Annotated in this window: 17 protein-coding genes, 1 tRNA gene and 1 pseudogene; 6 read left to right on the top strand and 13 right to left on the bottom strand. The window is 55.3% G+C overall.

Annotated elements, in window-relative coordinates; genetic code table 11:
* Positions 1–66 precede the first annotated feature (66 nt).
* The 7 genes and pseudogenes from S7A_RS01505 to S7A_RS01470 all read right to left on the bottom strand — a co-directional run bounded on the left by S7A_RS01505 (position 67) and on the right by S7A_RS01470 (position 7,766).
* Positions 67–618, bottom strand: coding sequence for a hypothetical protein (locus S7A_RS01505; RefSeq protein ID WP_009087317.1), 552 nt, complete (start codon positions 616–618; stop codon positions 67–69).
* Complete coding sequence (locus tag S7A_RS01500; protein ID WP_083837624.1) at positions 615–2,978, bottom strand: fimbria/pilus outer membrane usher protein; 2,364 nt, start codon at positions 2,976–2,978, stop codon at positions 615–617. The genes S7A_RS01505 and S7A_RS01500 overlap by 4 nt, the downstream gene beginning before the upstream one ends.
* An 18-nt stretch (positions 2,979–2,996) precedes the next feature.
* Positions 2,997–3,677 (bottom strand): fimbria/pilus chaperone family protein, encoded by a 681-nt coding sequence (locus S7A_RS01495; RefSeq protein ID WP_082668162.1) that lies wholly within the window; start codon positions 3,675–3,677, stop codon positions 2,997–2,999.
* A 63-nt stretch (positions 3,678–3,740) separates the two neighbouring features.
* The gene (locus S7A_RS01490; protein WP_009087311.1) at positions 3,741–4,430 is read right to left on the bottom strand and encodes a DUF1120 domain-containing protein; all 690 of its coding nucleotides are present in this window, start codon (positions 4,428–4,430) and stop codon (positions 3,741–3,743) included.
* Positions 4,431–5,183: 753 nt separating this feature from the next.
* Positions 5,184–5,498, bottom strand: coding sequence for a hypothetical protein (locus S7A_RS01485; protein ID WP_009087309.1), 315 nt, complete (start codon positions 5,496–5,498; stop codon positions 5,184–5,186).
* Positions 5,499–6,370: 872 nt separating this feature from the next.
* A pseudogene (locus S7A_RS21765) lies at positions 6,371–6,930 on the bottom strand (sigma 54-interacting transcriptional regulator); the annotation flags it as partial.
* Between the two features lie 760 nt (positions 6,931–7,690).
* A tRNA-Ile gene (locus S7A_RS01470) sits at positions 7,691–7,766 on the bottom strand.
* 374 nt (positions 7,767–8,140) lie between these two features.
* Between S7A_RS01470 and mug the strand changes: the two genes are divergently transcribed.
* Entirely contained in the window at positions 8,141–8,671 is a 531-nt protein-coding gene (gene mug, locus S7A_RS01465) for a G/U mismatch-specific DNA glycosylase (RefSeq protein WP_009087307.1), read from the top strand.
* Positions 8,672–8,712: 41 nt separating this feature from the next.
* Here the strand turns inward: mug and rpoD are convergent, their stop codons facing one another.
* From rpoD to rpsU, 3 genes are all read right to left on the bottom strand, one after another.
* Positions 8,713–10,554 carry an RNA polymerase sigma factor RpoD gene (gene rpoD, locus S7A_RS01460; protein ID WP_009087305.1) on the bottom strand — a complete coding sequence of 614 codons (1,842 nt, stop codon included), beginning with the start codon at positions 10,552–10,554 and terminating at the stop codon, positions 8,713–8,715.
* A 231-nt stretch (positions 10,555–10,785) separates the two neighbouring features.
* Positions 10,786–12,531 carry a DNA primase gene (dnaG, locus tag S7A_RS01455; RefSeq protein WP_009087304.1) on the bottom strand — a complete coding sequence of 582 codons (1,746 nt, stop codon included), beginning with the start codon at positions 12,529–12,531 and terminating at the stop codon, positions 10,786–10,788.
* A gap of 118 nt (positions 12,532–12,649) precedes the next feature.
* Positions 12,650–12,865, bottom strand: coding sequence for a 30S ribosomal protein S21 (gene rpsU / locus S7A_RS01450; protein WP_001144069.1), 216 nt, complete (start codon positions 12,863–12,865; stop codon positions 12,650–12,652).
* A 277-nt stretch (positions 12,866–13,142) separates the two neighbouring features.
* Between rpsU and tsaD the strand changes: the two genes are divergently transcribed.
* Positions 13,143–14,156 (top strand): tRNA (adenosine(37)-N6)-threonylcarbamoyltransferase complex transferase subunit TsaD, encoded by a 1,014-nt coding sequence (tsaD, locus tag S7A_RS01445; protein WP_009087303.1) that lies wholly within the window; start codon positions 13,143–13,145, stop codon positions 14,154–14,156.
* A 29-nt stretch (positions 14,157–14,185) separates the two neighbouring features.
* Here tsaD and plsY read toward each other — a convergent pair whose 3' ends face one another.
* The gene (gene plsY, locus S7A_RS01440; protein WP_009087302.1) at positions 14,186–14,791 is read right to left on the bottom strand and encodes a glycerol-3-phosphate 1-O-acyltransferase PlsY; all 606 of its coding nucleotides are present in this window, start codon (positions 14,789–14,791) and stop codon (positions 14,186–14,188) included.
* Between the two features lie 108 nt (positions 14,792–14,899).
* Here plsY and folB point away from each other — a divergent pair, with 108 nt between their 5' ends.
* Positions 14,900–15,259 carry a bifunctional dihydroneopterin aldolase/7,8-dihydroneopterin epimerase gene (gene folB / locus S7A_RS01435; RefSeq protein WP_009087301.1) on the top strand — a complete coding sequence of 120 codons (360 nt, stop codon included), beginning with the start codon at positions 14,900–14,902 and terminating at the stop codon, positions 15,257–15,259.
* Positions 15,260–15,450: 191 nt separating this feature from the next.
* The gene (bacA, locus tag S7A_RS01430; RefSeq protein WP_009087300.1) at positions 15,451–16,269 is read left to right on the top strand and encodes an undecaprenyl-diphosphate phosphatase; all 819 of its coding nucleotides are present in this window, start codon (positions 15,451–15,453) and stop codon (positions 16,267–16,269) included.
* Between the two features lie 15 nt (positions 16,270–16,284).
* Here bacA and S7A_RS01425 read toward each other — a convergent pair whose 3' ends face one another.
* Together S7A_RS01425 and S7A_RS01420 are read right to left on the bottom strand one after the other, a co-directional pair.
* Positions 16,285–17,517 carry a multifunctional CCA addition/repair protein gene (locus S7A_RS01425; protein ID WP_033736460.1) on the bottom strand — a complete coding sequence of 411 codons (1,233 nt, stop codon included), beginning with the start codon at positions 17,515–17,517 and terminating at the stop codon, positions 16,285–16,287.
* A 158-nt stretch (positions 17,518–17,675) separates the two neighbouring features.
* Positions 17,676–18,296 carry a TIGR04211 family SH3 domain-containing protein gene (locus S7A_RS01420; RefSeq protein WP_009087298.1) on the bottom strand — a complete coding sequence of 207 codons (621 nt, stop codon included), beginning with the start codon at positions 18,294–18,296 and terminating at the stop codon, positions 17,676–17,678.
* A gap of 270 nt (positions 18,297–18,566) precedes the next feature.
* Here S7A_RS01420 and S7A_RS01415 point away from each other — a divergent pair, with 270 nt between their 5' ends.
* The gene (locus tag S7A_RS01415; RefSeq protein WP_009087297.1) at positions 18,567–19,877 is read left to right on the top strand and encodes an inorganic triphosphatase; all 1,311 of its coding nucleotides are present in this window, start codon (positions 18,567–18,569) and stop codon (positions 19,875–19,877) included.
* A 33-nt stretch (positions 19,878–19,910) separates the two neighbouring features.
* On the top strand, positions 19,911–22,763 hold the full coding sequence (gene glnE / locus S7A_RS01410) for a bifunctional [glutamate--ammonia ligase]-adenylyl-L-tyrosine phosphorylase/[glutamate--ammonia-ligase] adenylyltransferase (RefSeq protein ID WP_009087296.1): 2,853 nt from the start codon (positions 19,911–19,913) through the stop codon (positions 22,761–22,763).
* Positions 22,764–22,810 lie beyond the last annotated feature (47 nt).

Below are 22,810 nucleotides of genomic sequence, written 5' to 3'. Positions count from 1 at the left end.
CCTTAAGATAGCATGGGGTTTGCGCGGGAAAACAGGGTAAGGCGCGAGATAATTTTTCAGCGGCCGTTAACCCTCATCACTGACGATAAAGCTGCCGTTAAGCTGCCACTGTTTCCGCTCACTCACCCGGGTGGCATCGGCAGCCAGCCAGGTGACTATCGTCACTTTTGCACGCAGCGTGCTGCCGGAGGCGATCTGGCCCTCTTTGCGGAACTGCAGAGGCTGACCGGCGCTGAACGCCATCGCTGCCGCCTCTGTTCCGGCTCGTTCGATCGTGACCGGACGATCGTCGAGCGTCACATCATGCAGGGTCAGTGTCGCCCGGCCCTGTTCGCCAAACAGATAGCTGTCGGCATCTTTCGCGGGCCCGCTGAACATCAGTTTCAGCGGTGTCGGGCGGTCACAGATGACCGTGATCTCTGACTCTCGCGGGTCACCCATCCGCAGTTCGACGGCAGTCAGCGCATTGCCCGGGCGGCCGAGCAGCTCGCCCCGTGTCATTTCACCGTAATCAATCCGTGGATCGCTGAGCTGAATTTCGCACGCCGCACGGGCAGGGAGTGCGGCAAAAAGGCCACTGAAAGCCAGCAGCAGAGGCAGAACAGAGAGCTGTTTCATGGGACGCATCTCGCGGAAAGTGAGGCATAAAGGGTGCCGGGCTGGTTATACCAGGGCGTAAGCATATCGATGGCACACTGGCTGCCATTGCGGTCGAGGCTGAATAGCGGCTCGTCCGGCAGGTCGTCGAAAAAGAGCGTGCCATCCTCATTCACAAAGGCGATCAGGTAACCTTTACTATTTTTGACAGGGGCACCCGGTGCCGGACTTTCCTCTGGCGGGAAGCTCACCAGCGCCCGGCGAACCGTATAGGCGGGCAGAATCACCGGCACTACCGCGCCGCGGTAAGGCGTGATGTCTGCAATACCGCTGATGACCTGAACGTTGTCAGGCAGGCTCTGGTTTTCGATCTGTACGGTATTCTTCTGCCACGGTGTCCAGGAGGTGATGGCATGACCCGTGTAGTCGCTCCACACCACGCCGCCAGGGGTGTGGATGCTGACGTCAGGCTGGGGACTGTTAAGGGAAATAATACCAAAGGTATCGCCTGTTTTGCGGGGCGAAAAGGTCACTCCCTCACTATGCAGGACGGCGCTGCCGCGCGCGCCCGCGTTGTAACTGGTGCTGTTTTCATTATGCGAAACGCCGCCGCTCAGCTGACTGTATTTGGTGGTCCAGGTTGCGGAACCCGCAACTGACGCATCCTCACGCTGACTTTTCTCCCCGGAGACGCTCCAGGCAAATTTATCATTCAGGGTACTGTCAACACCCATGCCGGCGCGTGTTTTTCCCCGGGTGTCACTAACCCAGCTGCGCACGCTGCTGCGGCTGCCGAGCGGAACCGCAAAATTGAGGTAAACGTAATGGTCATCAGTGTGGCGCTGATCCTGCGTGAGCCGGTTTTTCTGGATGCCAAGATTGACGTTCACTTTTCCGAAGGTGCGGCCCCAGCTGAACAGGTAGCCCAGACTTTCTGCATTCTGCCAGCTCTGTGACAGGCTGCCGGAAAAGGCGAGTACGCCGAGCTGCGGCTGGCTATAGCTTATCCCCGCGGCGTACTGTGAACGGATCTGTCCATTCTCCTGACGGGCGTCTCCGGCGCGCCATGAACTGCCGGGATCCCTGAAATCACGGCTGCGAAAGCTGGCGGAAGAGGTCAGTGATAATCGGGGCGTCACGCCTGCGCTGATGCTGAGCTGGTGATTGAGGCCCTGCATGTTGCCTCGCTCCCCGGCCGAATCCTGCACCTGCGAGGCGGTCTGGGTCAGGGAAGCGATAAGGCGTTCTGTCAGCCGCAGCGTGGTGCGCCAGGAGGCGGCCTGATAGTGCTCGCTCATCAGCCCGCCTGCCGTCACGGCCATGAAACCATTCTGATAAAGCCCGGCGGAACCGACGAACACCGGGAACGACTCATCGGTCAGGCGCAGACGTCCGGCGGCCAGAGAGAGTCCGGCATTCGTCAGAGAAACCGTGGTCTGAGCCTGAATATAGGGGATCGTCTGCTGCTGACGATGACCGGACTGGTCATGGCTGATGATCTCAAAATCATCGGACTGATTGATCGCCGGGATGTCAGCCAGTGTGTTCATGCCTGCTGTGACCTGATAGGTCTTCAGCAGGATGCCTGCCTGCCAGACCTCGGCAGTACCGGCTTGTGAGAAGAGCAGATTCAGTGACACGCCGCTTTTTCCGCTATTTTCTGCACTGCGTTCTGGCATGAGTTGTGCGCCCAGCAGGTTGATGCCGGAAAACAGGGTGTCGCCCGCGGTGATCTCACCTATCTGCACGACCGACGCCCAGCCGGGAAGGGAGCGCTGGGCATAACTGTAGAGTCGGGTCAGCTGGTGGTGTTCATTCTGGCTGGTATAGCTCTGCCCGCTGCGGAGTACCCAGTTGTTGATATTGCCCCCAATCTCGGAGGTCAGCGTCTGCGAGTGGTGATTTTGTCCGGCGCGCGTCTGGTACTGATAGCGTCGGCCATCGTAATTCATCACCAGCGCATTTCCCCCGCTGGAGAAGCGCGGATGCGCAGACAGGTCGCCTGCCGGGACCTTGAGCAGCAGGCTGCTGCGGTCAACCTGCTGCTCCAGCAGAATCGGGCTGTCGGATGGCAGCTGCAGGCAGCGCGCATCCTCTGCCTGCCGAAAACGATCGGGGATGATCCCCAGCTTTTCTGGCAGATCGGCTGGCCAGCAGGGATTACCGGCCTGATCAAACGTCAGGATATGCACCCCTTTGCTTTGACCGTTAACGACGATATTAACGGGCTGTTTCCCCGGCAGAAAGTGCGTACCTGCATCAAGCAGTTCAGCGGCACTCGCGTCGTAGCCGAGCGCTTTGAGCATCTCTTTGTCATAGCGGTTTGCCGCCTGCACACAGGCTGAACTGACCACAAGGCTGAGTATCAGAAATTGTTTCATGGATAAAGGTGAACGGGCTCAGAGCGGCACATTAAAAGGGGCGGTTAAAATTCCATATCGGGTGACGGGGTGCAGAAGCAGGGCTTTCACCTTATTCGCGGAGGCAGCAGGCAGAGCCACATCAAACTTTTCACCCGGAAGAATGTAGGAATTTTTCAGTTCAACCGACCCTTTGCCGGGCAGTAAATTAATCTCTCTGGTGAGCCTGACGATATAAGGTGTCGGATTTTCAATGTGCAGAGAGGCACCTGAAAGATGGAAGGTCAGCCCTGTCCAGGGCGCGGTGTTTACCGGCAGACTGGCGGGGGAGATAATGACCGGAATATTCTGGCCAATGAGAATGCGAGCGCGATTCTTTTTACCATCGTCCTGCGGGATAGAGACAAAATTAATTCGCTGCATCTTCTGGGTATCCAGCCTGACACCCTCTTTTAACACCACCCGGATCTGCTGGTTTTTCCCTCCATCGACACGAACCAGTTGAGGGGTAATAATCAGCCGGTTTTCAGGGTCTTCAGGAATTGTCTGCAGGCTGCTGTGCAGCAGCGCCGTATCCCTGTCTGTGTTCAGTACATTAACCGTCACTTCACGATTCTGGTCATCGAGAAATAAAGCCGGTACTTCAGGCTTCATGCCGGCTGCAAATATGCCGGGTACAGACAAGGAAAAGAGAATGGCAACAGAGAGAATTATTTTCATTTTATTTTTACCCTGTATTTAAAACGCGAAGGCCGGACGGCCTTCGCTGACAATCATTAACAATTACAGATAAACCACAGAGAAAGTGACGTTACCGTCAATAGGCACTTCTTCACCGCTCGGGTAGGCATCCGCTTTCTTCAGAATCATTCTTGACGCAATGGAATAGGAGGCTTTAGTCATGGCTGCCGGGGTGGTGCTATTGGCATCCGCCGCCAGGGTAAAATAGCCGTTTTTGGTCAGCGTTGCGGGTGCTGTAGCCGTCACATGAGTGAGAGACCATGCCGCTTTATCGCTACTGGTCAGCACATTGGTATTCGCTGCACCGTCGGCGGTTGCGTCGGTAATCGCCAGTGCCATCGCCCCCACGTGTCCCTGAGCGCTGTCTGTCCCTAAGCCGAAAATGTGTGCATCTGATAAGCCTGAAACGGTTGCTTTCATCTCTTCAGACATGTTCGCCAGCGTCATGGCACTTGCCGCACGGTTATCTGTGGTCTGAACGGCAATCGCGACAGGCGCTTCACAATCCACATTCAGGGTAACGGTGTTGCCCTGTTTAACATTGCTGTCCTTTAGCAGGGTCGCTGCGGCGATGGTGCCAAGATCAATGCTTGCAGAGCTTAATGCCACACCACAGGCGGCTGGAGTGATGGTACCCGTGATGGAAAGGGTCGCAGATTCTGCAGCCTGACCCGCAAAACTGACGGACGCCATCGCGGCAATAATAGCGGTGCTTAATAATAATTTTCTCATATTATCTCTCTTATCAGATTTGTTATAAATGAGCAGTTCTGAACAGACGGAACGCTCTCTTTGCTGTGCGGAGTAATCAGCGTGCAAAGTGATAATGAATAAGAGATATGAGGCGCATAATATTCTTATCCCTTAAACTGAGCGCGCTGATTAATCGCCTTCTCCTGATTTTTAATTTTGATTCAGGAAGGTCAGGCTAACATAGAAGTTTATTAATGGTTTAGTTAATGAATAAGTAAAAGTGGCTTCATTTGAAGGTGAGTGTTTATAGCATGTTTGATGCGTTATAGTTTTTTCTGTTTAAGCTTATATTTATAATTGAAAATTAACGGCAGGGAGAAAATGGTAATAACAACCTCCTCTGAAATAGATCTCTTTTAAAAACAAGATGTCTAAGCGCGGACAGTTTTGGGGAGCGTAAGCAATCCTGCCTGCTAATGCGCAAAAGGTGAGGTATGCTCTGGGTGAGTGGTGAACGCGGCTGTCAGCGATCGGGGTGTCGGGGATAACGTTAATCGGCATCATGCCACCCCCGCCCTTAAATCAGCATCATTATCAGCGGCGTTTAACGCGCTTGTTTTCGATAGATTCGATCACAACGAATGCCAGCATAAGGGCGGGGATTTTTGAAGTCCGTTATTTTAGCGGTCAATTTCTGCCATTCGCTACGGCAAAACTTAAAGGCTGAGTTTATCCGGGAGGGGTAAGGATTTACGTCAGCATTTATTTGATCGGTGATAACGGGCTGTGCTGTTATACCAGCAACTGTGAACCGCTGGTACCGTAGTTGACGCGGAAGTCAGCAGCGTATGCGGCGACAGCATCTTTTCCCCACAAGGCACCCATAATGACGCATACGGCCGGGCCAATGACGCCGCCCAGAACCGCACCACAGAGCTGAGCAATAGGTCCGAATACAGCACTGCGGCTTGCACTTCCACCGACCGTGACACCGGTTGCCAGACCTTCGATAAAGCCCCAGATAGCCCCTTCAAGCGCCCCTTCAATGGTAGAGACAAATTCACCACCGCTTACGGTTTCAATTTCACACAGAGTTAAATCACGCATATTTCAATTCCTTTTAATGTATTTTCGGTTAGTTAAAGCATCTTTACTGCTGTTATACCCGCGTTATGAAGCTGATGCCTTTCAAAAGCGCGCCACTGCATTACGCTGAGTTCTTTACCTCCAGGCCGACACCTTAAGCGACTAATGCTACATGGACGAAAAGAGGGCCTGTTAAATAATACCATTTACCATACTGCGGAAATCCTTCCGCCTATGCCTGCAGCGGGAAACGTTGCCTGACTGAAAATCGTGGTGAATTGAATCATCTTTAAAACTGTACCCCGGCTCACTGAGTTTTATCGGGCTGGCCTGGCGATGAATAAAGGAAAATTCTGCTCTCTGTAATAATCTGTTTTGCGGAATGTAACAATATATTTTTTTATGCATAAATAAAGTTTTTTCTGATGACTGGAATCACTTATTTGTCCTCATTTTGCATCATTTGTTTTTTATTTTTACATTTTATAATCAAGTCGATTCATCGTCATCTGGCTAAAATGGCTGCCTGTTCATCTGAGTAACTGTCTGATGTCAGGGTTTTTATTTAGAGTTTGATTTGCCTTTTTCTGTATCAATAATTCATAACCACTATCACCGCGGATAAACTGGAGTATTAAGCATAATAAGTAGGCTATGGGTCTCTTTTTTAAACAGGGCGCCGTCAGGTTATAGGACCAGCCGTCTTGTCGGTCCCCAGTGAATATCACCGGAAAAAAGGGAGCATGGCATCTGTTAACAGAAGAGCTTCACGGAATCAGTCAGATTTAATCCGATGTTCTGTGAATTAATCGGTGTAATAGAAAAATCAGCGCGTCATGCATGATGACTTATTACAGATGTGCTGAAATTCGCTGGCAGGCCAGCCCCCAGGGCGCGTGGAACGTTCTGTCTGCCACCATCTGCCGAAGATCGCGATTGGTGGCGGCGATCAGTCTTACATCCACCGGGATCAGCCTGTTTCCCCCGACACGCTCGAACTCCTGCTCCAGTAAAATATACAGCAGCTTCTCTTTCAGGCTCTTAATCTGCTGACAGGCGAGCGCATTATCTACCGCAATCGCAATACGCTCAGCAATCTGCTGCAACACCCACAGATTGGCTGCAGTAAAATTGTTGAACTGGCACTGAACCAGTTTCAGCACCCCTAGCGTTTTAGGGTAAAACCCAGTGGCAGGATAGTGAGGGTTTTGCTCTGATCGCGCCAGGACTCGTGAAAAAGCGAACGATCATGATCTTCTGGCTCCTCGTTTGGGCCAACATGTATCAGCAGCATCTCTCCACTTGTCATTACCTGCTGATCTGCAGAGCCGGCCAGCAGCATGCGCGACTGTTCACGCTGAGCCACCTGAGGCTGAAGATAATGAGTCACATAAACACTGGCCTGCTTACTCTCTTTATCCGCCTCACCGAGCACAATGCCTATCGCGTTGATCATCTTCTATTGTTGGGGCTATTTTACAATTTCGACAGTAGACTCAGATTTTGTTAAGAAAATTATAATCTGGTTGAGTAGTGGTATTTATCTACGCCATCAATGAGTGGCTCTTGGCCATCACGAACTGAAAGTGACAATGAAGGTTCAATTTCAGAAAATGAATGGTTAGAAAACGATGATCAAACAACAATGGATTTGAATGTTTATAATGGTAAATTCGATGGAGTAATTTCAACTCCAGCTATCAGGAATTTCATTCGAGCAACACCACAAGTTACTGATTAATTCTTATTGAAAGGATACAAACATATCTTTAGAAATTCGGGCGTTGGATATGTCTATGAAATTATTATGGGTAAAAATATTTATTTGCAGTTGTTGACGTAAAGTTAGAAGGGGAAAACCTGGTATTAACTGACAAAACAGAAGGAGGAAGTGAATTTCTTCCTAAAGAAATCACCCTTCTAAAAAGGTCGGATGAGGTATCTGCCGAACGTCTTAATGCACACTCCTCGGATAGAGTTAAGCAAAAAAATTGAACAGTTCAGCAAGGCTCGATAACGAGCAAGGGAATGATGAGGTTACAGGATGCGGATTCGAAGAGCTGTGTTTCAGTTTCACTGAGTTTGGCGTTCTTACATGCAATTGTGAAGTTAAATAAAAAATGTGGGGGGACAAAAAGGGGGGCATTAATTTGCAGAAACAAAAAAGCCACCCTGAAAGGTGGCTCTAATCTGCTGATTTAACAGCTAAAATTTGGTGGCCCCTGCTGGGTTTGAACCAGCGACCAAGCGATTATGAGTCGCCTGCTCTAACCACTGAGCTAAGGGGCCAGCGGAGCGGGGATTATAAAGTATCTCTTCAGGGCGATCCAGCACTCCGCCATCGGTTGCTGAAATAAACAGCAGCGATTTACCTGCTGATTTCTATAACAAAACTGGCGAACGGCGTTAGCGAAGTTTTAAAACAGCGTGGAAAATGCGACGCCGTGCCTTTAGCGAAACTGGACATCAGGCTGCAGTAGCCGTGTGCTGCCTCTGTCACGTCGATAGCGGAACGCGTTGAGTCCTGAAGGCTGGAATGTACTGAGCGTAATCACTACTATCTTAGCCAGAGATCACGTGGCAGAGAGCACAGGACGTTCTATGGAGAAGCAGAGCAGCAGAGCGCTTACGCCACAGCGTAGCGACAGCAGGGCGGGAAAGGCATGAGTGAACACGCTATCCGCGACATTATCACTCCGGGGCTTGATGTGCTGTTCTGCGGCATTAATCCCGGCCAGTCTACCGCCCATCAGGGCTTTCACTTTGCGCATCCCGGTAACCGGTTCTGGAAAGTCATCCATCAGGCCGGATTCACCTGTGAGCAGCTAAAGCCGGAAGAGGAGCAGCGCTTAACCGAAACCGGCTGCGGCATCACCATGCTGGTTGAGCGACCCACGGTGCAGGCGAGTCAGCTTGCCACGGATGAACTACGTGAAGGCGGCATGCGTCTGATGGAAAAGGTGCTGAATTATCAGCCCGCCGCGCTCGCCATCCTGGGTAAGGATGCGTTTCGTCATGCCTTTCAGCAGCGCAAAGTGGAATGGGGTAAGCAGCCCGTCTTTATGGGGAAAACCCAGGTGTGGGTGTTGCCGAATCCCAGCGGCCTTAATCGCGCCTCACTGGAGGAGATGGTCGAAGCCTATCATCAGCTTTACCGGGAGCTGCATCCGGGGGAGAGCAGGGCGGATAAATAGCAGGCATAAAAAACCCCGGCGAACCGGGGTTTTTGTCGGACTTAATCGTCGAGGAAGCTACGCAGCACTTCCGAGCGGCTCGGATGGCGCAGTTTACGCAGGGCTTTCGCTTCAATCTGACGAATACGCTCACGCGTTACGTCAAACTGTTTGCCCACTTCTTCCAGCGTATGGTCGGTGTTCATATCGATACCGAAACGCATGCGCAGTACTTTCGCTTCACGCGCGGTCAGGCCAGCCAGCACGTCATGGGTGGCAGAACGCAGGCTCTCTGAGGTAGCAGAATCCAGCGGCAGCTCCAGCGTGGTGTCTTCGATAAAATCGCCCAGATGTGAATCTTCATCATCACCAATAGGCGTCTCCATCGAGATCGGCTCTTTAGCGATTTTCAGCACTTTGCGAATTTTATCTTCTGGCATCAGCATGCGTTCAGCCAGCTCTTCCGGCGTCGGCTCGCGACCCATCTCCTGCAGCATCTGGCGCGAAATACGGTTGAGCTTGTTGATGGTCTCAATCATATGCACCGGAATACGGATGGTACGTGCCTGGTCCGCGATAGAGCGGGTAATCGCCTGACGGATCCACCAGGTCGCATAGGTCGAGAACTTGTAACCACGGCGATATTCAAACTTATCGACCGCTTTCATCAGGCCGATGTTACCTTCCTGAATCAGGTCGAGGAACTGCAGACCGCGGTTGGTGTATTTCTTGGCAATCGAAATAACCAGACGCAGGTTCGCTTCCACCATCTCTTTCTTGGCGCGACGCGCTTTGGCTTCACCGATCGACATGCGACGGTTGATATCTTTAACCTGCTCAATGGTCAGGCCGGTCTCTTCTTCGACCTGTGCCAGCTTCTGCAGGGAACGCATAACGTCATCCTGCACTTCCAGCAGCTTTTCAGACCACGGCTTGTTCATCGCCAGCGCCGCTTTGAACCAGCTCTCATTGGTTTCGTTGCCGGTGAACAGGGTGATGAAGTTTTTCTTCGGCATTTTGCACAGCTCGATACAGAGCTTCATGATCAGACGTTCCTGGGTACGGACACGTTCCATCATGGTGCGCATGCTGCCTACCAGGTAATCGAACTGCTTCGGTACCAGGCGGAACTGTTTGAAGACGTCAGAGAGGTTCTGGATTTCAGCAACGGCGGCGGCATGGCTGCGGCCTTTGCTTTTGATCACGCTGCGGGTGGTTTCGTACTGCTTGCGCAGATCGGAGAACTTCTCGCGCGCCAGTTCCGGATCGATGGAGTTATCGTCCTCGGAGTTGTCGTCCTCGTCTTCGTCTTCATCTTCGTCGTCGTTACGATCGGCTTCAGACAGCTCAGAGCCCACGTGCGTAGCCGTTGGGGCCAGATCTTCTTCTGCGTTAGGATCGACGAAACCGGTAATCAGATCGGAAAGGCGTGATTCACCTGCTTCAACTTTGTCGTACTGATCCAGCAGGTAAGTAATCGCTTCAGGGTATTCGGCAACGGAACACTGAACCTGGTTGATACCGTCTTCGATACGCTTCGCGATGTCGATTTCGCCTTCGCGCGTCAGCAGTTCAACGGTACCCATTTCACGCATGTACATGCGAACCGGGTCAGTCGTACGCCCGATTTCAGATTCAACGCTGGATAACACCTGAGCGGCAGCTTCCGCGGCATCTTCGTCAGTATCGGAGCTGTTTTCGTTCAGCATCAGATCGTCGGCATCAGGGGCTTCTTCAACCACCTGAATACCCATGTCGTTAATCATCTGGATGATGTCTTCGATCTGATCGGAGTCGACGATATCTTCCGGCAGATGGTCATTGACCTCAGCATAGGTCAGATAGCCTTGCTCCTTACCACGGGTGACAAGAAGCTTGAGCTGTGACTGCGGGTTTTGCTCCATAAGACGGTATCCACACTTCTGTTAATTAGATTGGTGTCGGTCGGCAGCGAGCCAACAATAGCAGTGAAGGCCTTTAATTCTTGCCGCTGCCTTCGTCGCGGCGTGGGCTTTGCCCATCAGTAATCGGCACTTAAGCCGCGTGTATAAATCGTTGGTAGTACAGGCCTGGCTTAACGCCCACGGCCTTAAAACAGCCACGCCGCCCTCCATCAGAACGGGCAGCGTGCTAAATTATTTTCGGGCAAACGCCTGACTGAGTGTCCAGAGCTCACGGCGCTCGTCGGCGCTCAGTCCCTGGGTGCGTTCACGCGCTATCAGAAACTCAAGACGCTCTTCCAGAGCTGAGTCGTAGACGCTGGCCAGCGAGTCCTGAAACACCGCTTCGGCTTCTTCATCTACTATCATGTGGTTCCAGATCGCCAGCGTTTCAAGCGTCTGACTAAAATTTGTTCCGCGATATAACTCTAGTAGCTGTCCGGTGGTCAATCCAGGATTCTCATTACAGCGACCGACTAATTCAATAAACAGCGGTAAACCCGGCATTTTTGACTCAGACAGCCCGTCAAGCGAAGGCACCATCGACGCCAACTGCGGGTTCTGAATCAGTAACGCAATCAGCACGCGCATGGTGGTACGCTTAAGCGGCGGGGCAACCGGCGCCGTTCCGCTTGTGGCCAGCTTTGGCATCAGCTTTTCAAGCTGATTGTCATCGAGAATACCCAGTTTATTCCCCAGCTCCTGACGCATATAAATACGTAAGGTCTCACCAGGGATCTGCGTAATCAGCGGTAAAGCCAGCGTGCTCAGGCGCGCTTTACCGTCGCGTGAGCTCAGATCCACCTGCGGCAGCAGGCTATCAAACAGAAACGAAGAGAGCGGCATTGCCTGCTCCATCCTCGCCTCGAAAGCGGCTTTACCCTCTTTGCGGACCAGCGTATCCGGATCTTCGCCATCGGGTAAAAACATAAAGCGTAGCTGACGACCATCATTCATGTAAGGCAATGCGGTCTCAAGCGCACGCCATGCTGCTTCACGTCCGGCCCGGTCGCCGTCGTAACAGCAGATCACGGTGTCGGTACTGCGGAACAGCAACTGAATGTGTTCAGCCGTGGTGGAGGTGCCCAGCGACGCAACGGCATAATCGATGCCATACTGCGCCAGCGCAACCACGTCCATGTATCCCTCGACCACTAACAGGCGGGCGGGTTCAGGATGATTTTTTACTGCTTCATACAGGCCATAGAGCTGGCGGCCTTTATGGAAAATCGGTGTTTCCGGCGAGTTCAGATATTTCGGCGTTTCGTTACTCAGGACACGTCCGCCAAAACCGATGACGCGGCCACGCTTATCGCGAATCGGAAACATGACGCGGTCGCGAAACCGGTCATAGGTACGGCCTTTGTCATTGCTGACCAGCATGCCCGCTTCCATCAGTGACTCGCGGTCTTCGGATTGCTTGCCAAAACGCTTGAGAACGTTGTCCCAGCCGGCGGGGGCATACCCTATCGCAAAGTGATCGATGATTTCGGCGCTGAGACCACGACGATCGAGATAGTCGCGGGCTGGCTGCGCGCTGGACTGCTGCAGGCTCTGCTGATAAAAACCGTTCAGGCTCTCCATCAGCTGATACAGGCTCTGGCGCTGATGGCGTTCCATCTGGCTGGGCCCGCTGCCTGCTTCATAAGGCACGTCTAAACCGTGGGCGGTGGCTAACTCTTCGATACTCTCAACAAACTCCAGACGATCAAAGTTCATTAAAAAGTCGATGGCATTGCCGTGTGCGCCACAGCCGAAACAGTGATAAAACTGTTTTTCGCCGTTTACGGTGAAAGAGGGGGTTTTTTCATTGTGGAAAGGACAGCACGCGTGGAAATTCTTACCCTGCTTTTTCAGCTTAACGCGGGCATCGATAAGGTCCACGATATCCGTGCGGGCAAGTAAATCGTTGATAAATACGCGTGGAATTCGTCCAGCCATACGCCCCGGTTTTTCAGCTCATAAACGGCAACAAGCCGCGCTTCCTTTCGGAAAGCACGGCCTTTTACTTGACTCTGTCTGCGTGAATCACGCGGTGGAGGCGGACCTCCGGAACGACTTAGTACAGACGAGTGCGGCGTGCGTTTTCGCGAGCCAGTTTCTTGGCGTGACGCTTAACTGCTGACGCTTTAGCGCGCTTACGTTCGGTAGTCGGTTTTTCATAGAACTCACGACGACGAACTTCAGCCAGAACGCCTGCTTTCTCGCAAGAACGTTTGAAGCGACGCAGTGCTACGTCAAATGGCTCGTTTTCACGTACTTTAATTACCGGCATGTAACTCTCACCTCGATAAAATTCGGTTTTGCTGCTGACTGCGGCGCCAGCACATTTCAAAATGGTGCAGCATTTTACTCCAACCCAGGTTGGTTTGTAAAGCACCATGGACAATTTGAAACCAACAGGAGCGTTTGCCTGTGCGGCTGCCGGTTTTTCCAGGGGCGGGAGTATAGCGCACTCTTTAGCCGACAGAAAATGACTTTTTACGCGGGATGGCCGCGCTGCATCTCCCTTTGCTGTGATAAACTGCGCGCCGCAAGAATGAGGTGATGCAATGCGAATTCTGGGTATTGAAACGTCGTGCGATGAAACCGGCATCGCAATCTATGATGACGAGGCCGGATTACTGGCTAACCAGCTCTACAGCCAGGTTAAAGTGCACGCAGATTATGGCGGTGTGGTGCCGGAACTGGCCTCACGCGATCACGTGCGTAAAACCGTGCCGCTGATTCAGGCGGCGCTGAAAGAAGCCGGTCTGGCACCACAGCAGATCGACGCGGTGGCCTACACCGCCGGGCCAGGACTGGTCGGTGCGCTGCTGGTCGGGGCGACAATCGGTCGCGCACTGGCATTTGCCTGGAAAGTGCCGGCAGTACCGGTTCACCATATGGAAGGTCATCTGCTGGCACCGATGCTGGAAGAGAATCCACCGGCATTTCCGTTTGTCGCGCTGCTGGTGTCGGGCGGACATACTCAGCTGATCAGCGTCACCGGCATCGGGGAATATCTCCTGCTGGGTGAGTCGATTGATGATGCGGCAGGTGAAGCCTTTGATAAAACGGCGAAGCTGCTGGGTCTCGATTACCCGGGTGGGCCGATGCTGTCGAAAATGGCGCAGCAGGGCACGGCGGGGCGGTTCACCTTCCCGCGTCCGATGACCGATCGTCCGGGGCTGGATTTCAGCTTCTCCGGGCTGAAGACCTTTGCCGCGAACACCATTCGCGCTAATCCGGATGACGATCAGACCCGAGCCGACATCGCCCGCGCCTTCGAGGATGCGGTGGTGGATACGCTGGCGATCAAATGTAAGCGCGCACTGGATGAGACCGGTTTTAAGCGTCTGGTGATTGCGGGCGGCGTCAGCGCCAATCGGACGCTGCGCGAGCAGATGGCGGTCATGATGCAAAAGCGCGGCGGCGAAGTCTTCTACGCCCGTCCTGAGTTCTGTACCGACAATGGTGCGATGATCGCGTATGCGGGCATGGTGCGACTGAAAGGAGGAACGCGCGGGGGGTTAGGCGTCAGCGTGCGACCGCGCTGGCCGCTGGCGGAACTGCCTGCCATCTGATGTGAAAAAAGCCGGCTTGCCGGCTTTTTTTATGGCTGAGATTTCTTTTTACGCTTCCAGATCTTGCCTTCCTGTCCCCGCCACAGCCGCTGAATATTATCGTGATGACGCAGCAGGATCAGACAGGAGAGCATGGAAACCGGGAAGGTGAACTGCGGTTTGAACCACCAGACGTAAAACGGCGCGATCAGCGCGCTGACGATAGCGCCCAGTGACGAGTAGCCGCTGAGCAGAACCGTTAACAGCCAGGTGCCGGTGACCAGGCCGGTCAGGTCCCAGCCAATGGGCGCGATGGCACCAAATGCCGTCGCCACCCCTTTTCCGCCGCGAAAGCGAAAGAACACCGGATAGATATGACCCAGGCAGGCGGCAATCGCGGTGAGGCCAAGATACAGCGGGGGAACGTGCATCAGCCAGGCCAGCCAGACCGGCACCATCCCTTTCAGCACATCAAACACTAATACGGTGGCGGCTGCGGCTTTACCGCCCAGGCGCAGCACGTTGGTCGCCCCCGGATTGCCGGAGCCGTGCGTGCGGGGATCGGGCAGGCCAGCGACTTTACAGACCAGAATGGCACTGGAAATCGAACCGCAAAGATACGCGAAAATAATCATACCAAGCGCGAAAGCACTCATAACACCGTACCGTTCCCTTCAGGGTCGTTTTGATCTCTTCAACCGTGGATAATACGCATAATCCGCCGGAAGTGGTATCCGGCTTAGCCAAAAACAGAGAGTCTTATCATGGATATCGTATTTATAGAACAACTCACGGTGTTCACCACCATTGGCGTTTACGACTGGGAACAGGGCATGCAGCAGAAGCTGGTGCTCGATGTCGAAATGGCCTGGGATAACCGGCTGGCGGCCAGCAGCGACGATGTGAAGGACTGCCTCAGCTATGCCGATGTCTCCTCGGCCATTCTGACGCACCTGACCGGCAGCCGTTTCGCTCTGGTGGAACGGGTTGCTGAAGAAATTGCGGATCTGTTGATGAACCGTTTCAATTCGCCTGGCGTACGCATAAAGGTCAGCAAACCGGGCGCGGTGGCCCAGGCGGCGCAGGTTGGCGTGCGAATCGAGCGCGGGACTATTCCTAAATAAATACGATGTGATTGCCATCACAATGAAACCAAACCAAATTACTGTCTGTCATAGCCTGTACCGATGCGTTACAGCAGGCGAATCGGTTTAGACCTTAAGGTTTACTTCAGGCTAACAGCGGCATGATTTCAGGCGATAGCAGCGCGCTACCGCCTTTTTAATGGTTTTGAAACGGATAGAGGGAACATTTGATGGCAGATATTCATCAGCTTTGGGTAGCTGCAATCCTGGGCGTTGTGGAAGGGCTGACCGAATTTTTACCGGTCTCTTCCACAGGGCACATGATTATAGTGGGTCACCTGCTGGGCTTTGAGGGTGAAAAAGCCGAGACCTTTGAAGTTGTGATCCAGTTAGGATCGATTCTGGCCGTAGTGGTGATGTTCTGGCGCCGTCTGTTCGGGCTGATCGGCATCCACTTTGGCGAAGTGAAACATGAGGGCGTCGGCAGCGGTCGTCTGTCGCTGATCCATATTCTGCTGGGCATGGTACCGGCGGTGGTTGTGGGTCTGGTGCTGCACGATCAGATTAAAACGCTGTTTAATCCGATCAACGTGATGTACGCGCTGGTGGTTGGGGGTGTGCTGCTGCTGGCCGCCGAGTTCCTGAAGCCAAAACAGCCGAAAGCCGTGGGCGTCGATGATATTACCTATCGTCAGGCGTTTATGATTGGCTGCTTCCAGTGCCTGGCGCTGTGGCCTGGCTTCTCCCGTTCCGGTGCCACTATCTCTGGCGGGATGCTGATGGGCGTGAGCCGTTATGCCGCGTCGGAGTTCTCCTTCATCCTGGCCGTGCCAATGATGATGGGCGCGACCGTGCTGGATATGTACAAGAGCATCGGCTTCCTGACGATGGCCGATTTTCCGATGTTCGCGGTGGGCTTTGTGACGGCATTTATCGTGGCGCTGATTGCGATTAAAGCCTTCCTTGAGCTGATCAAACGCATCTCTTTTGTCTCGTTCGCCATCTACCGCTTTATCGTCGCGGCAGCGGTCTACATGGTCTTCATGTAAACCGCAGGCAGACTGCTAGTCAGTCTGCCCGATCGCCAGACCCTGCGCGACGGCGTCAACCCGTCGTCGCGTTAACTCCTCCCGCACTTTCGCACCTTTAAACCCCGCCTCGATCACGGCTTTAGTGGGAACCGCCTGCGCCAGCGCAAAAGCGCGACGCAGATAGTCACCCTGCGGATAGGCCATACTCTCCAGCCCGGCACGCCCGCGTGCGTCCGCTTCACTGGTCAGCGCCATCTGTTCGACGCGCTGCGGCTTACGCCACGCATCAATCCGGTCGAACAGCGCCACCAGCGACGCCGCGGATTGCCGCTCAATGGTGTGCACCACATCATGAAACTCGGTCACGATCAGGGCCAGATCGCGAATCGCGTTGGGCACCCGCAGCCGCTGACACAGCGCCTCAACCAGCGGCACACCCGCCAGACCATGACCATGATGGCTGGGCCAACGCTCAGGCGGCGTCAGTGCCTTACCGACGTCATGGAACAGCGTGGCGAAGCGCACCTCGATCTCTCCGGAGAGCGCGGCAGCCATCGCCAGCGTCATCAGCGTGTGGACGCCGGTGTCGATCTCCGGGTGCCACTTCGCAGGGGCCGGGATGCCAAACAGATTGTCCAGTTCGGGGAAAAGCACCTTCAGCGCACCGCAGTCGCGCAGTACCTGAAAATAGACCTGCGGATTACGGGTGCTGAGGGCTTTTTCCGTCTCCTTCCACACCCGCTCAGCCGTAAGATTTGCCAGCTCTCCGCTCTCCGCCATCTGCTGCATCAGCTGCCGGGTTTCAGGGGCGATACGAAAGTTGAGGTGAGCAAAACGCGCCGCAAAGCGCGCGACCCGCAGAACCCGCAGCGGGTCTTCACTGAAAGCCGCAGAGACATGGCGCAGCAGGCGCTGAGCGATATCACGCTGGCCGTCGTAGGGATCGACCAGTTTGCCATGCTCATCCTGCGCAATAGCGTTAATCGTCAGATCGCGCCGCTGTAAGTCCTGCTCCAGCGTCACGTCGGGAGCAGACCAGGTCACAAATCCGGTATAGCCTTTCCCGTTTTTCCGCTCGGTTCGTGCCAGCGCATACTCTTCGCGGCTGACAGGATGCAGGAAAACGGGAAAATCGCGACCGACCTGCTGATAGCCCTGCTCCAGCATGGCTTCAGGCGTGGCACCGGTCACCACCCAGTCTTTGTCTGTAACCGGCAGATTAAGCAGCGCATCACGCACCGCACCGCCAACAAGAAACGTCTTCACGTAAAACTCCAGAGAAAAAGAAATGATCGGCACGCCGGGCGCATCCCGCGCCTGAAATCAGCGGTGCATCTGGTTTTATTGTTGCACAGATTGCCCGGATTGCAGACATGCCAAAGGGGGGATCGTCTGATCCCCCCTTTAAAACCGGCAGAATGCGGTCAGTTCATCCAGCGATCGCTTTTCTTGCGGCGCGGCAGCATGTGCGGCAGTAACAGACCCAGCAGCAGGCCGACGCCCAGCACGCCGCCGCCATACATAAACCACTGCATGATGATGGTACGCTGCTTGTCATCCAGCTGAACGTTGGCGGCGCTGACTTTCTTCTGCGCGACGATCAGCTCATTTTTCAGCTTCTGATTTTCGTCTTTCAGCCCGTTGATGACACCGTCGCTGCTGGCGACTTTGTTCTGCATCTCGGCGGTGCGCTGGTTCCAGCTGTTGTCGATGTTATCCAGCTTGGCGGTCAGATCTTTGACCTGCTGCTCAAGCTGCGGCACCCGGGTGCGCAGGCTCGGATTTGCGCTGAGCTGCGACAGGGGGATCCAGGTGGTGCGGCCTTCCGAATCGCGGATCTGGCCATAATGAGTATCATTGTTGGTCTGTAACAGCTGCACCTCTTCCCCGGCGTTCAGCTTACCGAGCAGGCGGAACTGGTCGCCGGGGCCGCTGCGCACCCAGGTCGAGAGTTCATCAGAGACATAGCGTTTTTCGTCGGCGTGGGCAGGTGCAAGGGTGCTGAGGGCCAGCAAAGTGATTCCAGCGAGTGTGATTTTTTTCATTCGATTTCGTTTGGCTTAATCTGACTAAAAATTTACCGGCACAGTCTGGAGAGGCCCCGCATAAATCTGAATGAGAACTATCCTGGTCTCATGGGAGTGCGAAAAGGTCTGCAAAGCGCAAAGAAAGCAGAGACAGCGCCGCTTCTGTGCATTAATCTTCGCCTCATAACCCCTTGCCCTCAGGCGACAGCGTAACCAGCCTGCTGATAATCGCCTGAAATATGCAGGAAAAACCCTCTTAAGTGCCAGCGGCGTAGTGAATAAAAAATTATGACCATCGAAATCGAACTAAAGTTCATTGCAACTCCACAAGCGGCCGGGAAACTGGCTGAGTACTTCTCCACTTTGCCGCATCAGCATCAGGCGGCCCGTGAACTGACCAACATCTACTTTGAGACCGATGACAACCAGCTGCGACGCTGGGACATGGGCTTACGCATTCGTGGCATCGATAAACAGTATGAGATGACCCTGAAGGCCGCGGGGCAGACGCTGGGCGGACTGCATCAGCGCCCGGAATACAACGTTGAACTCAGCGAACCGGTGCTCGATATTGCGCGCCTGCCCGCCACGATCTGGCCGCAGGGCACCGATGTCGCGGCGCTCCAGTCGCGCTTACAGCCGCTTTTCACCACCCATTTCCAGCGCGAGATCTGGCTGATTACCGCTGGAAACAGCGAAATTGAAGTGGCGTTTGACCAGGGCGAGGTGTCGGCCGGTGAGTTCAGCGAACCGCTGTGCGAGGTAGAGCTTGAGCTGAAGCGTGGCGAACGTCAGGATCTGCTGACCTTTGCACAGCAGCTGGTGGAGCAGGGAGGACTGCGGATGGGCAGCCTGAGTAAAGCCGCCCGGGGTTATCAGCTGGCGCAGGGGAATCCGCCGCGCCTGATCAAACCGTTCCCGCTGCTCAAAGCGGGGGCGAAAGCCACCGTGGAGCAGGGGATGGTCGCCGCCATGTCGGCTGGCCTCAGCCACTGGCAATATCATGAAGAGGTCTGGCTGCGGGGCAACGCGGCAGCACAGGATGCGGTGCGCGAAGCGCTGGATCTGCTGCGCCAGGCGTTCAGCCTGTTTGGTGCGCTGGTGCCACGCAAAGCCAGCAGCGCGCTGCGTCAGCAACTGACCACGCTGGAAGAGACGCTGGTGAATGAAGAGCAGGCCGCTGCTGCCTTCTGTCTCTCTTCACTCTCCGTTGAGACCCAGCTGGCTCTGACGCACTGGCTGGCGGAATCTCAGTGGCGTCAGTGGATCGACGCCAAAGGGGAAGCCAAGCTACAGGGCTCCTTTAAACGCTTCAGCGACATCATGCTGAGCCGCGTGAATGCCGATCTGAGAGAGACCTTCAGCACGGTGAAACAGCCGAACGAATATCAGGACAAGGCGACCCGTCTGGCGCGTCAGCTGCTGACGGTTCACCTGCTGGCCGGATCCTACGCGCCTGAAACCGTCGCCAGCTGGCTGGAACCCTGGCAGCAGCTGCTGTCAGCCATTCATGAAAAGCAGGAGTCGGGCTTAGCCTGGCTGGCCTCGCAGGCAATGAAACAGTCGCCGTTCTGGCTCACCAGCGGCACAGGCCGCTAACCGCTTTCAGGTCACGCCATCAAGGAGGGCGTTATGTTGTCAGCACTTCCCGCATTGTTACGCAATCAGGCCGAAGAGGCCGCCCGACAGCTTGGGGTGCCGCTGGCCTCGCTCAGCCCGGAGGAGGCTGCCGGGCTGGCTTTCAGTGATTTCGTGCTGGAAAACCTGCAACAACATCCCGACTGGTGGCAGGCGATACGCGACCAGCCGCCGCAGCCTGATGAGTGGCAACACTATGCCGCGTGGCTGAATCAGGCGCTGAGTACGGTTGACAGTGAAGCGAGCCTGATGCGGGAACTGCGGCTGTTTCGTCGTCGTATGCTGGTGCGGGTCGCCTGGATGCAGGCCCTGCAACAGGCCTCGACCGTACAGAGCCTGCAGCAGCTCAGCGTGTTAGCGGAAGTGCTGATCAGCCGGGCGCGTGACTGGGTTTATCAGGCCTGCTGTCATGATTTCGGCACACCCTGCAATGCTGATGGCGAGGCACAGCCGCTGCTGATCCTGGGGATGGGCAAGCTGGGCGGCGGCGAACTCAATTTCTCCTCTGATATCGACCTGATTTTTGCCTGGCCAGAAAACGGCACCACGCGTGGCGGACGGCGTGAACTCGACAACGCGCAGTTCTTTACCCGTATGGGGCAGCGGCTGATCAAAGTGCTCGATCAGCCCACCATGGATGGCTTTGTTTATCGGGTGGATATGCGGCTGCGCCCCTTTGGCGACAGCGGCCCGCTGGTGATGAGCTTTGCCGCGCTCGAAGATTACTACCAGGAGCAGGGGCGCGACTGGGAGCGCTATGCCATGGTCAAGGCGCGGCTGATGGGCGATGACCAGGATCGCTGGAGCCTTGAGCTGCAGCAGATGCTGCGGCCCTTTGTTTACCGGCGCTATATCGACTTCAGCGTGATTCAGTCGCTGCGTAACATGAAAGGGATGATCAGCCGCGAAGTGCGGCGACGCGGACTGAAAAACAACATCAAGCTGGGCGCGGGCGGCATTCGCGAAACCGAATTTATCGTGCAGGTGTTTCAGCTGATTCGGGGCGGACGTGAGCGCTCACTTCAGCTGCGTGCGCTGCTGCCAACGCTGGAGGCGATTAAAACGCTGGCTCTGCTCCCTGCTGAACAGGTCGATGCGCTGCGCGAGGCCTACCTGTTTCTGCGGCGGCTTGAGAATCTGCTGCAGAGCCTGGGCGATGAGCAGACACAGACCCTGCCGGAGGATGCGCTGCATCGCGCCCGGCTGGCATGGGCAATGGATTGTGCCGACTGGGCGACGCTGATGACGCAGCTCGACAGCCAGATGGCGGCCGTACGCACTATCTTTGACGAGCTGATTGGTGAGGATACCCCGGACATTGACGACCAGCGTGAGATGGCGGAGTTTCAGGTTCTGTGGCAGGACCAGCTGGAGGACAGCGAGCTGGCTCCGCTGGTGCCGCAGCTCAGCGACGATCAGCGGCTGTCGCTGCATCAGACGCTGGAAGCTTTTCGTCAGGACATCAGCCGGCGCACCATCGGCCCGCGTGGCCGTCAGGCGCTGGATCAGCTGATGCCGCGGCTGCTGAGCGAAGTCTGCCTGCGCGAAGATGCGGCGGTCACGCTCAGCCGCGTGACGCCGCTGCTGCTTGGCGTGCTGACCCGCAGCACCTATCTGGAGCTGCTCACCGAATATCATGGCGCGCTGCGTCATCTGATCCGGCTGTGTGCCGCCTCACCGATGGTGGCCAGCCAGCTGGCACGTCACCCCTTGCTGCTGGATGAGCTGCTCGATCCCGCCACGCTCTATCAGCCCACCGCCACCGACGCCTATCGTGACGAACTGCGACAGTATCTGCTGCGTATTCCCACTGAGGATGAAGAGCAGCAGCTGGAAGCGGTGCGGCAGTTTAAACAGGCTCAGCATCTGCGTATTGCCGCCGCCGACATCGCGGGCACGCTGCCGGTGATGAAAGTGAGCGATCACCTGACCTGGCTGGCGGAGGCGATTATCGACTCCGTGGTGCGGCAGGCGTGGACGATGATGGTGCAGCGCTACGGCCGCCCCTCGCACCTGACCAGCGAACATGAGCGCGGCTTTGCCGTGCTGGGCTACGGCAAGCTGGGGGGCTGGGAGCTGGGTTACAGTTCTGACCTCGATCTGGTCTTCCTGCATGACTGCCCGGCAGACGCGGTGACGGACGGCGAGCGCAGCATCGATGGCCGTCAGTTCTATCTGCGGCTTGCTCAGCGCATCATGCATCTGTTCAGTACCCGCACCGCCTCCGGCATTCTCTATGAGGTGGATGCGCGGCTGCGTCCTTCCGGTGCGGCGGGCATGCTGGTCAGTACCTTTGACGCCTTTGACGACTATCAGCGCAACGAAGCCTGGACCTGGGAGCATCAGGCACTGGTCCGGGCGCGCGTGGTATTTGGCGAGGCGGCGCTGGGGGAACGCTTCAATGCCATTCGCCGGGCGATCCTCTCGCAGTCGCGCAGCGCGGAAGCCCTGCAGACCGAAGTGCGTGAGATGCGTGAAAAGATGCGCACTCACCTCAGCAACAAGCACAAAGGTCGCTGGGATATTAAAACGGACGCGGGCGGCATCACCGATATTGAATTCATCGCGCAATATCTTGTCTTACGCTACGCCGCTGAGCAGCCTGAACTCACCCGCTGGTCAGATAATGTGCGCATTTTTGAGCTGATGGCGACGTACCACAAAATGGCCGCCGATGAAGCGGAGGCGCTGACGCAGGCTTACGTTACCCTGCGCGACGCCCTGCACCATCGCGCGCTGCAGGAGCTGCCTGGCCACGTGGAGCCAGAGGCCTATGGCGCGGAGCAGCAGACGGTGCTGAGCAGCTGGCAGCGCTGGCTGGTAACGCCTGCGTCTATCCTGGCGTGATGCTGATAGCACAAATCGCAACTGTGCTATCATCCGCGCACTATTTT

The sequence above is a fragment of the Pantoea sp. Sc1 genome (assembly GCF_000255315.1).
Classification (GTDB): Bacteria; Pseudomonadota; Gammaproteobacteria; order Enterobacterales; family Enterobacteriaceae; genus Pantoea; species Pantoea anthophila.
This window is presented reverse-complemented; position numbering and strand designations above follow the sequence as displayed.